Consider the following 13,448-nt stretch of genomic DNA (forward strand, 5'->3'; position numbering starts at 1 on the left):
CCCACAGACGTCCAGCTCGCCGCCTGACCTCCGCCAGTCAAACCACCCCAAACTGAACCCGGGCGCCTTGACGGAAGACATAGAGGCACCCCCCGGAGGCGAAGGCGCCCGCCGGAAGCCGGCCCAGGCGTCGCGGGCCCTGGCGGCCGACACGATCACGTCGGGGACTTGGTCCAGAAGACCCTTCACAGCGAAGAGCAGCACGGATGCCACGCCGGCGATGGCGAGAACGATGATGATGACGGTGCCGTCCACCGATCCATACCTTCCTTGTCATGGGCGGGACCGGTGGCATAGACAGCCTCGATCCGTCCCTTCCGGTCGGGACCGGGACACCTACGCCGATGCGGGACGTCGATGATCTCGGGTGGGTCGGCATCTCACTTCCGACCCAGGTGTTGCAGCGCCCCGCCATAGGCTTGTCGATGGCGGGGCGCCGCTGGGTGACGAGCTCACCGATTCCGTGGGGTCACCTCACCTCCGGGCGCCACCCCGCTTCCTCTCCCCCAGGTGGCGACCCAGGGCCTGCTTCTGCTTCCAGTCCCGGCGGATTTCCGCGCGCAGTCGGGCGTCCGTCTTGGCCACGATGCGCTCGTTCTCCCGCAGCAGCTTGCGGTAGCTCTCCAGCCGCCGCTCCGGCAGTGCGCCGCTGTCGACGGCCGACAGCACCGCGCAGCCTGGTTCCGTAGCGTGCGCGCAGTCGTGGAAGCGGCAGCGCGCGGCCAGTTCCTCGACGTCCGAGAAAGCGCGCGCGAGACCCGCGTCGGCGTCCCACATGCCGACGCCGCGCAGCCCCGGGGTGTCGATGAGCACTCCACCGCCGGGCAGCACCAGCAGGTCCCGGGTGGTCGTGGTGTGCCGGCCCTTGCCGTCCCGGTCGCGGGCGGCCCGTACGTCCTGGACGTCCTCGCCCAGCAGCGCGTTGGCGAGCGTGGACTTGCCCGCGCCGGACTGCCCGAGCAGGACGGACGTACCGCCCGCGACCACCGCGGCCAGGGCGTCCAGCCCTTCGCCGGCGGCCGAACTGACCGCCAGCACCTGCACGCCGGGCGCGGCGGTCTCCGTGTCCGCGACCAGGTGCGCCAGTCCTGCCGGGTCGCCGACCAGGTCGGCCTTGGTCAGGACGACCAGCGGCTGTGCCCCGCTCTCCCAGGCCAGGGAGACGAAGCGTTCGATGCGCCCGAGGTCCAGCTCGACGGCGAGCGAGACCGCGACCACGGCGTGGTCCACGTTCGCCGCCAGTACCTGTCCTTCGGACCGCTTGGAGGAGGTGGACCGTACGAACGCGGTACGCCGCGGCAGCAGCGCCCGCACCGCACCGTCCCGGCCCGCGCCGACCTCGCCGAGGTCGATCACCGCCCAGTCACCGGTGCACGGCACGCGCATGGGGTCGCCGGTCGCCACCAGCGCGGTGTCCGCCAGTACGGTCCGGACGCCGTCCCCGTCGGGCACCACGGCGTCCACCCGCCCGCGGTCGACGCGGACGACACGGCCGGGCGCGTACCCCTGCCCGGCGAAGGGAGCGAAGCTCTCCGCGAAGCCGTCGTCCCAGCCGTAATCGGTCAGCGGGCGCGGCGAAGCGGAGGAGGAAACGGAAGACGATTGCAAGGGAAACCCTTCACAAGGGTGGCCCCGGCTCCCCGCGCACGGCGCGCGGCGGAAAGTGAGAAAGGGTCAGCCGGGGACCACGGAGGTGGAATGGATGAACTTCTGGTTGCGGGCAGCGCCCGTCACAGAGACAGCCATCGGTCACACCTCCCCTTCTTCACTCGGCCGGACATGGCGGCCGGTCACGGCCGCGTCGAACACCCTCACCGTAGAGGTGCGCGCGCTACGACGCCAACGGTTTTTTCACCGCCTCCGCTCCACAGGCACCCGATGTGTACGAAGCTGGGCGACAGCGAACTGCAACGGGAATGGTTCAGCCACCTCACTGGACGGCGAGGAGAGTCGCCATGCGGACCGGCATCGTCACGACAGCAGGGCCGGGTGTGGAACACCTGGCCGCCCGCGCGGAGGAACTCGGCTTCGACAGTTTCTGGGTGTACGACACGCCGATGCTCCACGGCGATCCGTTCGTGAGCCTCGCCCTCTGCGCCAAGTCCACCCACCGGATCAGGCTCGGCATCGGCGTCACCTCACCGGCGCTGCGTTCCGCGCCCGCCGCGGCGGCGGCCGTCAGCAGCCTCAACGCCCTGGCCCCCGGCCGCATCGTCTGCGGGGTCGGCACCGGCAACACGGCGCGCCGCACGCTCGGCATGCGGCCCACGAAGCTGGCGGAGCTGGAGTCGTTCACGGCCGCTCTCCAGGATCTCACCGCGGGCCGCGAGACGGACCACCGCGAGGGAAACAGGTCCAGCAGGGTGCGGTTCCTGCACATCGGACCGTACGTCAACACCGACGCTCCCGTGGAGTTCGTCGTGGCCGCGTTCGGCCCGAAGGCCGCCGCGGTCGCCGGCCGGCTCGGCGCGGGAGTGATCTCCTACGCGATGCACGACCCCGCGGTCTGGTCAGCCCTCGGCCGGGCCCGTCGGACTGCGGCGCGGGACGCGGGCAGCGCCGGGCAGACCCGCTCGTACCTGATGACCTCCCTCCATGTCCTCGCCGACGGCGAGGACCGTTACGGCGACCGGGTCAAGGACTCGACGGGACACATCGCACTGAGCGCACTGATCCTCGCCGCGGAGAACTCCGCCTTCCGCGCGGCCCTCCCTCCGGAAGAGGCCGCCGCCGTCGACCGCCTGCTCCAACTCCGCGGCACCACCCCCACCGACCCCAAGCGTCACCAGACGCTCTACCGCAACTATCTGGGCCGGCTGTTCCCCGAGGACCGCGAACTCGTCGTGCCCTCCCTGATGGACCGATTCGGCCTGGTCGGCACCAGGGACGAGGTCGTCGAACGGATCGGCACGCTGGGGAAGTCGGGGGTCGACGAGCTGCTGATCCAGCCCGTCGTCGACCCGGAAACCGAAATGGCCGAGTTCGCGCGACTGCTGGCCTGACGGTCGGCGAAGGACGGCCGTCGGACCGCCCTGCCCCTCCGGGCGGTATCCGGGCGGCGCTCAGGCCCCGTTCCGCGGGCTCCGGGGCCACCCCCGGCGTGCGGTGCCGGCCGGGGGCCGGTGGTGGGCTCCGGGGTGTCGGGGTGGCTCCGGTGCGGGCGTGGACAGACCGGTTTGACTCCTGCCACGATGGGGTCATGTCCCTACAGACAGACCGGTCTTCCCTGGCCGGTCCGGATGCCCTGGGGGTCCGTACCCGGCTGTTCGGTTCCTGTGCCGTGCTGACCGTACGGGGCGAGATCGACTACGGCACCGTGCCGGTTCTGGACGAGGCCGTGGAAGCGTTGCCGTCCGGCCTGGGGAGTGTGGTTCTGGAGATGACCGGAGTCACGTTCATGGATGCGGCCGGACTGCACTTCCTGCGGCGCCTGGAAGCCTACGGGCAGCGGCGGCGCATACCGGTGCGTGCGCTCAACCTGCGCCGTCAGCCTCAGCGGGTGATGGAACTGGCCCGCAAGTGGCCCGGCACGCCGCAGTCGTGCGCGTACCCCGGCCGTACGGCCCCGGCCGGGGTGCCGACGGTCCAGGAACCGCAGTGAGACGGCGCTCCCTGGCGGCCCTGCGGCTGGCCACCACCCCGGGGGCGCGGCGCGCGAAGAAGGAGCAGGCGTCCGGCGGCCCGGACGGCGCGGCGCGCAGCGGCGAGGAGACGGTGGTGGAGCAGTTGCGGGCGGAGAACGCGCAGTTGCGGCAGGCACTCGACAGCCGGCCGGTGATCGACCAGGCCCGCGGCATCCTGATGGCCACCGAGTCCTGCACCGCCGAGCAGGCGTGGGACATCCTGCGCCGGACGTCCCAGCACACGAACACCAAGGTGCACGAGGTCGCCGGCGAGGTGGTCGCGAGTGCCACCGGGGCGGTCGCTCCGGAGCCGGTGCGGACGCAGTTGCAGGCCGCGGTGGAACGGCACCGGGCCGCCCGGCGCACGGACGGGTGAGAGGAAGGCGAGTGACGGGCAGGCGGGGGCGGCGGGCCGCCGTCGCCGGTGCGTGCGGGCGGCCGCCGTACCGGTCCCGGTGCTCAGTCCGTCAACTGCGGCAGCACCTTCGTACGGTAGAAGTCGAAGAACCCCCGCTGCTCCGGGCCGATCTGGTTGACGTAGACGGAGTCGAACCCGGCCTCGGCGTACGCGTGCAGCGCGGACACATGCGCGTCCACGTCGTCGCCGCAGGTGACCGCCTCCGCGACGCGTTCGGGGGTGACCAGTTGGGACGCCTGCTCGAAGTGGCGGGGCGTGGGGAGGATCTGCGGGAGCTCGCCGGGGAGCTGTTCGTTGGCCCAGAGGTGGTGGGCGGTGCGTACGGCCTCGTCGCGGTCCTGGTTCCAGCAGACCTTGACGCCGCCGAGGACAGGCTTGTTGCCGCCGCCGCCCCGGCGGAAGCGTTCGACGGCGTCCGCGTCCGGCGTCATGGTGACGAAGCCGTCGCCGACGCGGGCGGCCAGTTCGGTGGCGTTGGGGCCGAACGCGGAGACGTCGATGGGCACCGGTTCCGCGGGGACGGTGTAGAGCCGGGCGTTCTCCACGGTGTAGTGCTTGCCGTGGTGGCTGACCTCGCCGCCCTCGAAGAGCTGCCGCATCACCTGGACAGCCTCCTCCAGCATCTCCAGCCGCACCGACGCCTGCGGCCAGTGATCGCCGAGGATGTGCTCGTTGAGGGCTTCACCGCTGCCCACGCCGAGCCGGAAGCGGCCGTCGAGGAGCACGCCGCTGGTGGCCGCCGCCTGCGCCGTCACCACGGGGTGCAGCCGCATGATGGGGCAGGTCACCGCGGTTTCCACGGGCAGTGAGGTGACCTGGGACAGCGCTCCGATCACCGACCAGACGAAGGGGCTCTGGCCCTGGGCGTCGTTCCACGGGTGGAAGTGGTCGGAGATCCACAGCTTGGTGAAGCCGGCCTGCTCCGCCATGCGCGCCTGTTCGACCAGTTCCGCCGGGCTGTGCTCCTCGCAGGAGAGGAAGTATCCGTAGTCGGTCATCGGGGCTCCGTGCGGTCTCGACGGCCCTGCGGAGGGCCGGGGTGGGTGGCTGGTGGCTCGCCCCCGGGGGTGCTGCGCCGGGTAACCCTTTCGCGGCCGGGAAAACCCGCCCGGGGTACGCCGGGGTCGTGCCGTCGGCGTACCGCTGTCGTACGCAAACGATTCGTCTCGGGCGATCGGGGTACTGGAGCTGCCACGACAAAGAACACCGCTTTAGACTTATAAGCGGCTTTTGGGTGGCTGAAGAGCGGTGATCCCGACCGGCGGACCGGGCTGTCCGGCGGGCCGACCGGTGGACCGGCCGCCAGAACTAGGAGATCCGCGATGCGAGCGAACGTCTGGCACGGCAAGCGTGACGTCCGCGTGGAGAACGTCCCCGACCCGCAGATCAAGCAGCCGACCGACGCGGTCGTCAAGGTCACGTCCAGCGGCCTGTGCGGATCGGACCTGCATCTGTACGAGGTCCTCACGCCGTTCATGACACCGGGCGACATCCTGGGGCACGAGCCGATGGGCATCGTGGAGGAGGTCGGCTCCGAGGTGACCGACCTGAGTCCCGGCGACCGGGTGGTGATCCCCTTCCAGATCGCCTGCGGTTCCTGCCGGATGTGCGGCGACGGCCTCCAGACGCAGTGCGAGACCACGCAGGTGCGCGAGCACGGCTCGGGCGCCGCACTGTTCGGATACACCAAGCTCTACGGCTCGGTGCCGGGCGCGCAGGCCGAGTTCCTGCGGGTGCCGCAGGCCCAGTACGGGCCGATCAAGGTGCCGCACGGCCCCGCCGACGACCGCTTCGTCTACCTGTCGGACGTGCTGCCGACCGCCTGGCAGGCGGTGCGGTACGCCGGTGTCACCAAGGGCAGCAGCGTCGCCGTCCTGGGCCTGGGGCCGATCGGCGCGATGTCCTGCCGGATCGCCCGGCACCTCGGGGCCGAGCAGGTGATCGGCATCGACCATGTGCCCGAGCGGCTGGCGCGGGCGCGCCGCGACGGGGCGACCGTCTTCGACCTGGACGCCTTCGACGACGAGGACGGGCTGCTGGACGCCGTCAAGGACATCACCGACGGCCGCGGCCCGGACGCCGTCGTCGACGCGGTGGGCACCGAGGCGCACGGCAGCCCCGCCGGAAAGCTCGCGCAGCAGGCGGCCGGGCTGATGCCGTCGCGCTGGGCCGAGAAGCTGATGAGCAAGGCGGGGGTGGACCGGCTGGGCGCCCTGCACCTGGCGATCTCGATGGTGCGGCGCGGCGGCACGGTCTCCATCAGCGGGGTGTACGGCGGGATGAGCGACCCGATGCCGATGCTGGTGATGTTCGACAAGCAGCTCACGTTCCGGATGGGGCAGGCCAATGTGCGGCGCTGGGCGGACGACATCCTCCCGCTGCTGACCGACGAGGACCCGCTGGGCGTGGACGACTTCGCCACGCACCGGCTGCCGCTGGACCGGGCGCCCGAGGCGTACGAGATGTTCCAGAAGAAGACCGACGGCGCGATCAAGGTGCTGTTCACCCCGTGACGGGGCGGCACCTGGCGCGCCCGGGGACCCACGGGGCGACGGGAAAGGACCGGTCATGCCGCATTTCGCTGCCGCACCGCCGATCGCGGGGCTGACGGCCCTGGTGACGGGCGGGTCCCGCGGCCTGGGCCTGCTGATGGCGCGTCAGCTCGTGGCGCGCGGCTGCCGGGTGACGGTCCTGGCGCGCGACGCGAAGGAGCTGGCGGAGGCCGCCCGGTCGCTGTCCCGCCCCGGCGGGCCGCCGGTCGGTACGGCGGTGTGCGACGTCCGCGACCGGGCGGCGGTCGAGGCCGTCGTCGAGGACGTGGCGGCGCGGGAGGGCGGGCTGGACATCGTCATCGGCAACGCCGGGGTCATCCAGGTGGGGCCGTCCGCGTCCGTGGGCCACGAGGCGTTCCACGACGCCATGCGGACCATCTTCGACGGGGCGCTCAACACCTCCCTGGCGGCCCTCCCCCACTTGCGGCGCAGTCCGGCCGGCGGGCGGCTGGCGCTGATCGGTTCGGTCGGCGGTCTGCTGGCCGTACCGCATCTGCTGCCGTACTCCTGCGCCAAGTTCGCGGTCGCCGCGCTGGCCGAGGGGCTGCACGCGGAGGAGAGCGGGTACGGGGTGTCGGTGACGGCGGTGCACCCGGGGCTGATGCGGACCGGGTCCCATCTGCACGCGCAGTTCGGGGGCGACGCCCCTCGGGAGTACGCATGGTTCTCGGCGCTGGCAGGCACGCCCGTACTGTCGATGAACGCCGCGCGCGCCGCCGAGCGCATCGTCTCCGGCGTACAGCGCCGCCGCCCCCGTGTCGTCCTGACCCCGGCCGCCCATCTGGCCGCCAAGGCCCACGGCCTGGCACCCGTCACCACCACCCGCCTGTCGTCGGTCCTGGCCAGGGTCCTGCCGCGGGACGCGGTGGGCGAACCCGGCGTGACCGAGGGCATCGCGGTGGAGAACGACGGGCGGGCCCCCGCCTCGCGGCTGCGCAAGGTGTTCAGTGCCCTCAACGACCGGGCCGCCGGGCGCCTGAACCAGTACGGGCGGGCGGCGCCGCCCGCCCGCTGACCGGCGGTCCGGCCCGGCGCCCCCGGGTCCGGGCCCCGGAGACAAGGCGACACGGCCGGATCTGTACGTGACCGGCCCACGCGGAAGGACGGACACGGGTGAGCCCACGCGGAGCCGCACTCTTCGACGTCGACGGAACGCTCGTCGACAGCACCTATCTGCACGCCGTCACCTGGTGGGAGGCGTTCCGGCAGTCCGGGCACCGGGTGCCCATGGCGGAGATCCACCGGACCATCGGCATGGGGTCCGACCATCTGATCGGCCAGTTGCTCGGCGAGGACCGGGACAGCGACGAGGACGAGACGATCCGGACGGCGCACGGCACGCTCTTCGCCCAGTACTGGGAGCGGCTGGCCCCGCTCGACGGCGCCGCGGAGCTGCTGCGGGCCTGCGCGAAGCGCGGCTGGACGGTGGTGCTGGCCAGTTCGGCGCACGGGCCCGAGCTGGAGGCGATGCGCCGCGCGCTGGACGCGGAGGACGCCATCGCCGCGGTCACCAGCTCCGACGACGTGTCGGCGAGCAAGCCGGCTCCCGATCTGGTGCGGAGCGCGCTGGAACAGAGCGGTGTCGCCGCGGACTCCGCGGTCTTCATCGGGGACACCGTCTGGGACGTACGGGCCAGCCACCGTGCCGGGGTGCCGTGTCTGGCGGTGCTCAGCGGCGGCTATCCGGAGCGTGACCTGCGGGAGGCGGGCGCGCACGAGGTGTACGAGGGTCCGGCGCACCTGGTCGAACGGCTGGACAGCAGCCTGCTCGCGGCGCCGGGAAGGCGATGACGGCGGGGCCGGTCCGCGACGGGCACCACCCCGCACCGTGGCCGGAGGCGCGCACGGCGGCGCTGGAGGAGGCGCTGCGCGCCCGCGTGGACGGCGAGGTGCGGTTCGACGCGGGCAGCCGGGGCGCGTACGCCACCGACGGGTCGAACTACCGTCAGGTGCCGATCGGCGTGGTCGTGCCGCGGACGACCGACGCGGGCGCGGAAGCCGTCGCGGTGTGCGCGGAGTTCGGCGCGCCGGTGCTGTCGCGGGGCGGCGGGACGAGCCTGGGCGGCCAGTGCACCAACACCGCGGTGATCATCGACTGGACCAAGTACTGCGCCGCGCTGCTGTCCGTGGACCCGGACGCCCGTACGTGTGTGGTGGAGCCCGGCATCGTGCTGGACGAGCTGAACCGGCAGTTGGCGCCGCACGGGCTCAAGTTCGGGCCCAAGCCGTCGACGCACAGCCACTGTGCGCTGGGCGGCATGATCGGCAACAACTCCTGCGGCGCGTCCGCGCAGGCGTACGGCAAGACGGCGGACAACGTACGGCGGCTGGAGGTCCTGACGTACGACGGGCTGCGCTGCTGGGTCGGCCCGACGTCCGAGGACGCGTACGAGGAGGCGGTCGCCGGGGGCGGTCGCAAGGGACAGCTCTACGAGGGGCTGCGGAGCATCGCCACGCGCTACATGGCCGACGTCCGCCGCGACTTCCCGGACATCCCCCGGCGGGTCTCCGGCTACAACCTGGACGCGCTGCTGCCGGAGCACGGCTTCAACTTGGCCCGCGCGCTGGTGGGCAGCGAAGGCACGCTGGTCACCGTCCTGCGCGCGGAGCTGGAGCTCGTGCCCGTACTGCCTTACGAGGCGATGCTGGTCCTCGGCTACCCGGACATCTGCACGGCCGCCGACGACGTACCGCACCTCCTCCAGCACGGTGACCCGACACAGCTTGAGGCCATAGACGGCCGGATGGCGCAGTTGATGCGGGAGGAAGGCGCCTATCTGGACTCGCTGGAGAACTTCCCTGAGGGCGAGAGCTGGCTGCTGTTGCAGTTCAGCGGTGACAGCCGGGAGGAGGTGGACTCCCAGTGCCAGGCACTGCTCGACGGGATCGGCAGGTCCACGGACGACGCGTCGGTGGCCTTCTCCGACGATCCGGGGCGCGAGCGGAAGATGCTCAAGGCGCGGGAGGCAGGGCTCGGCGTGACCGCCCGGCCGCCGGACGACCGGGAGACCTGGGAGGGCTGGGAGGGCTCCGCGGTGCCGCCGGACCGGCTCGGGGACTACCTGCGGGACCTGGGCGACCTGTTCCACGAGTTCGGCTACGACCACGCGGCGCTGTACGGGCACTTCGGGCAGGGGTGTGTGCACACCCGCGTCCCGTTCGACCTCAGGAGCGCCGAGGGCGTCGCGGACTTCCGCGCGTTCCTCTTCCGCGCCGCCGACCTGGTCGCCTCGTACGGCGGGTCGCTGTCCGGCGAGCACGGGGACGGACAGGCCCGCGGGGAGCTGCTGCCGCGGATGTTCGGCGAGCGGCTGGTGACGGCCTTCGCCGAGGTCAAGGGGCTGTTCGACCCGGAAGGACGGATGAACCCCGGCAAGGTCGTGCACCCGGCCGGCGTCGACGAACACCTGCGCCTGGGCGCCGTCTGGCGGCCACGGAGCCCGGACACCCGCTTCGCGTACCCCGACGACGACCGCAGCTTCACCCAGGCCGTGCTGCGCTGCGTCGGCGTCGGCAACTGCCGTACGCACGAGGGCGGCGTGATGTGCCCCTCGTACCGGGCGACGGGCGAGGAGGAGCACTCCACGCGCGGCCGGGCCCGGCTGCTGTTCGAGATGCTGGGCGGGCACGCGGACTCCCCGGTCACCGACGGCTGGCGCTCCACGGAGGTACGGGACGCGCTGGACCTCTGCCTGGCGTGCAAGGGCTGCAAGTCGGACTGCCCGGTCGGTGTCGACATGGCGACGTACAAGGCGGAGTTCCTGTCCCATCACTACGCGGGGCGGCTGCGGCCCGCCGCGCACTACTCGATGGGCTGGCTGCCGCTGTGGGCCCGGCTCTCCCGGCTCGCTCCCGGGCTGGTCAACGCCGCGCTGAACGCGCCGGGACTGGCCCGGCTAGGCAAGCGCCTGGCCGGGGTGGCCGCCGAGCGGGACGCGCCGGTCTTCGCGGCGGAGTCGTTCGTGCAGTGGTGGCGGGCGCGCGGCACCCCCGAGCCCGACCCGGCGGACCCGCGGACGGTCGTGCTGTGGCCCGACACGTTCAGTACGTACTTCCATCCGGGCGTCGCGAAGGCGGCGGTGCGGGTGCTGGAGGACGCCGGGTTCCGGGTCGCCGTGCCGGAGCGTGCGGTGTGCTGCGGACTGACGTGGATCTCCACCGGTCAGCTTGACACCGCCGGGCGGGTGCTGCGGCGGACCCTGGACGTGCTGCGGCCGTGGATCGAGGCCGGCACCCCTGTCATCGGACTGGAGCCGTCCTGCACCGCCGTCTTCCGCGTCGACGCGCCCGAGCTGCTGCCGGACGACGAGGACGTACGGCGCCTGGCGCGGCAGTTCCGCACCTTCTCCGAGCAGTTGGTCCATCACGCCCCCGAGGGCTGGCGGCCACCGTCACTGGGCCGGTCGGCGACCGTGCAGACGCACTGCCACCAGCACGCGGTGCTGGCGTTCGACGCCGACCGGGAGCTGATGCGCCGGGCCGGGGTGGATGCCGACGTACTGGACGCCGGGTGCTGCGGGCTCGCCGGGAACTTCGGCTTCGAGCGCGGGCACCACGGGCTCTCCACCGCCATCGCGGAGCAGGGCGTGCTGCCTGCCGTACGGGACACGCCGCCCGGCGCGCTCGTGCTGGCCGACGGCTTCAGCTGCCGTACGCAGATCGAGCAGGGCGGCACCGGGCGGCAGCCCGTGCACCTGGCCGAGGCGCTGGCCCTGGCGCTCGACCGGCGGCTGCCCGCCGACCGTCCCGAGCGGACCGCCGACCGTCCGGTCCCTCCCGCGGCCGGCACCGGCCGCCTGCTGACCGCCGCCGCGGCCGTGGCCGCCGGCGGCGCGCTGGCGGCCGTCACCCGTTTGCTGGTGCGCAGGCTGCGCCGCTGATCCCCGGGCCGGGAACCGTGCAACCGTTTGAGGCGGGTACGTCCGTTTGAGAACGGTCCGGTCAGCCGTGCATCCGTGGAGCCGGGGCGGGCACACGGAAAACCGGGCCGGCACCCGCCGTCGCGATTTGTGAGAGGAAAGAACCGCATGACCACCAAAGTTTCCGACCACATCCTCCAGCGCCTGCGCGAATGGGACGTCGACCATGTCTTCTCCTACGCGGGGGACGGCATCAACGGCCTCCTCGCGGCCTGGGGGCGGGCGGACAACCAGCCGAAGTTCGTGCAGGCCCGGCACGAGGAGATGGCCGCGTTCGAGGCCGTCGGGTACGCCAAGTTCTCCGGCAAGGTGGGCGTGTGCGCGGCGACCTCCGGGCCCGGCGCGATCCACCTGCTGAACGGGCTCTACGACGCGAAGCTGGACCACGTCCCCGTGGTCGCCCTCGTGGGCCAGACCGCGCGCAGCGCGATGGGCGGCTCCTACCAGCAGGAAGTCGACCTGATGGCCCTGTACAAGGACGTCGCGTCGGAATTCTGCGAGATGGTGACCGTCCCCGAGCAGCTCCCGAACGTCATCGACCGGGCGATGCGGACCGCGTACGCCAAGCGCACCGTCACCGCGGTCATCATCCCCGGTGACGTGCAGGAGCTGGAGTACAGCGCGCCGACGCACGAGTTCAAGATGGTGCCGTCCAGCCTGGGCGTGTCGCAGTACGCGCCGGTGCCGGCCGACGAGGAGCTGCGGCGCGCCGCCGAGGTGCTGAACGCGGGCGAGAAGGTGGCCATCCTGGTCGGGCAGGGGGCCCGGGGCGCCCGCGAGCGCGTCGAGGAGATCGCCGAGCGGCTGGGCGCGGGGGTGGCCAAGGCCCTGCTCGGCAAGGACGCGCTGTCCGACGAGCTGCCGTACGTGACCGGCGCCATCGGGCTGCTGGGCACCCGGCCCAGTTACGAGCTGATGCAGGAGTGCGACACGCTGCTGGTGATCGGCTCCAGCTTCCCGTACTCGCAGTTCCTGCCCGAGTACGGGCAGGCCCGCGCCGTGCAGATCGACATCGACCCGTTCATGGTCGGCCTGCGCTACCCCTTCGAGGTCAACCTCGTCGGTGACGCGTCCGCGACCCTGGAACGGCTGCTGCCGCTGCTCAAGCACAAGAAGGCGCGCAAGTGGCGGGAGCAGATCGAGTCGAACGTCGAACGCTGGTGGCAGGTCATGGAGCGGCGCGCCGCCGTGCAGGCCGACCCGGTCAACCCGGAGTACGTGGTGCACGCGCTCGACGCGCTGCTGCCCGACGACGTGATCCTGGCCGCGGACTCCGGCTCGGCGGCCAACTGGTACGCGCGGCACCTGCGGCTGCGCGGCTCGATGCGCGGTTCGCTGTCCGGGACGCTGGCCACCATGGGGCCGGGCGTGCCGTACGTCATCGGTGCCAAGTTCGCCCACCCGGAGCGGCCCGCGCTGGCGATCGTCGGTGACGGGGCGATGCAGATGAACGGCATGGCCGAGCTGATCACCGCGTCCAAGTACTGGCGGGAGTGGAGCGATCCGCGCATGATCGTCGCGGTCCTCAACAACGAGGACCTCAACCAGGTGACATGGGAGATGCGGGCCATGTCCGGGGCGCCGCAGTTCGAGGAGTCGCAGCGCATCCCGGACGTGCCGTACGCCGACTTCGCGCGCTCCATCGGCCTCGGGGGCGTCCGGGTCGAGCGGCCCGAGGAGGTGGAGAGCGCGTGGCGGCAGGCGCTCGCCGCGGACCGGCCGTTCGTCATCGACTTCCGTACCGACCCCAACGTGCCGCCGATCCCGCCGCACGCCACGCTGGACCAGATCGAGGCGGCGGCGAGCGCGATCCTCAAGGGCGACCCGGAGACGGCCGGGGTGCTCAAGCAGGGCGTCAAGGCGAAGATCCAGGAGTTCCTGCCGGGCGGCAAGGGCCGCGGGGAGGGCCAGGACTGACCGGCGGGCCGGGCCCGGC

General features: G+C 72.4%; 11 protein-coding genes. 8 read left to right on the forward strand and 3 right to left on the reverse strand.

The features are described 5' to 3' along the window. The coding region (locus tag ACZ4QV_RS22930; protein WP_361638869.1) for a hypothetical protein at positions 1-255 on the reverse strand (255 nt) is incomplete at its 3' end. Between the two features lie 219 nt (positions 256-474). Then, positions 475-1,608, reverse strand: coding sequence for a ribosome small subunit-dependent GTPase A (rsgA, locus tag ACZ4QV_RS22935; RefSeq protein ID WP_361583391.1), 1,134 nt, complete (start codon positions 1,606-1,608; stop codon positions 475-477). 347 nt (positions 1,609-1,955) lie between these two features. Between rsgA and ACZ4QV_RS22940 the strand changes: the two genes are divergently transcribed. From ACZ4QV_RS22940 to ACZ4QV_RS22950, 3 genes are all read left to right on the forward strand, one after another. Beyond that, entirely contained in the window at positions 1,956-3,002 is a 1,047-nt protein-coding gene (locus ACZ4QV_RS22940) for an LLM class flavin-dependent oxidoreductase (RefSeq protein ID WP_361151681.1), read from the forward strand. A 197-nt stretch (positions 3,003-3,199) separates the two neighbouring features. Continuing rightward, entirely contained in the window at positions 3,200-3,601 is a 402-nt protein-coding gene (locus tag ACZ4QV_RS22945) for an STAS domain-containing protein (RefSeq protein ID WP_361151678.1), read from the forward strand. After that, a complete protein-coding gene (locus ACZ4QV_RS22950; protein WP_361151675.1) occupies positions 3,598-3,999 on the forward strand; it encodes an ANTAR domain-containing response regulator in 402 nt (133 codons plus the stop codon). Before ACZ4QV_RS22945 ends, ACZ4QV_RS22950 begins: the two co-directional genes overlap by 4 nt. 83 nt (positions 4,000-4,082) lie before the next feature. On the opposite strand, the gene ACZ4QV_RS22955 is transcribed toward ACZ4QV_RS22950, so the two are convergent. Then, positions 4,083-5,039, reverse strand: coding sequence for an LLM class F420-dependent oxidoreductase (locus ACZ4QV_RS22955; RefSeq protein WP_361151673.1), 957 nt, complete (start codon positions 5,037-5,039; stop codon positions 4,083-4,085). Between the two features lie 324 nt (positions 5,040-5,363). Here ACZ4QV_RS22955 and ACZ4QV_RS22960 point away from each other — a divergent pair, with 324 nt between their 5' ends. The 5 genes from ACZ4QV_RS22960 to ACZ4QV_RS22980 all read left to right on the forward strand — a co-directional run bounded on the left by ACZ4QV_RS22960 (position 5,364) and on the right by ACZ4QV_RS22980 (position 13,429). Further along, positions 5,364-6,554, forward strand: coding sequence for a zinc-dependent alcohol dehydrogenase (locus ACZ4QV_RS22960; protein WP_361151671.1), 1,191 nt, complete (start codon positions 5,364-5,366; stop codon positions 6,552-6,554). A 55-nt stretch (positions 6,555-6,609) separates the two neighbouring features. Beyond that, entirely contained in the window at positions 6,610-7,608 is a 999-nt protein-coding gene (locus ACZ4QV_RS22965; protein ID WP_361583385.1) for an SDR family NAD(P)-dependent oxidoreductase, read from the forward strand. Positions 7,609-7,706: 98 nt separating this feature from the next. After that, positions 7,707-8,384: an HAD family hydrolase gene (locus ACZ4QV_RS22970; RefSeq protein ID WP_361151666.1), complete on the forward strand. Its 678-nt coding sequence runs from the start codon at positions 7,707-7,709 to the stop codon at positions 8,382-8,384. Further along, positions 8,381-11,473 carry an FAD-binding and (Fe-S)-binding domain-containing protein gene (locus ACZ4QV_RS22975; protein ID WP_467763354.1) on the forward strand — a complete coding sequence of 1,031 codons (3,093 nt, stop codon included), beginning with the start codon at positions 8,381-8,383 and terminating at the stop codon, positions 11,471-11,473. Before ACZ4QV_RS22970 ends, ACZ4QV_RS22975 begins: the two co-directional genes overlap by 4 nt. Before the next feature lie 147 nt (positions 11,474-11,620). Then, the gene (locus ACZ4QV_RS22980; protein ID WP_361151661.1) at positions 11,621-13,429 is read left to right on the forward strand and encodes a thiamine pyrophosphate-requiring protein; all 1,809 of its coding nucleotides are present in this window, start codon (positions 11,621-11,623) and stop codon (positions 13,427-13,429) included. The last annotated feature ends 19 nt before the right edge of the window (positions 13,430-13,448 follow it).

The sequence above is a fragment of the Streptomyces sp. NPDC026394 genome (assembly GCF_055567735.1).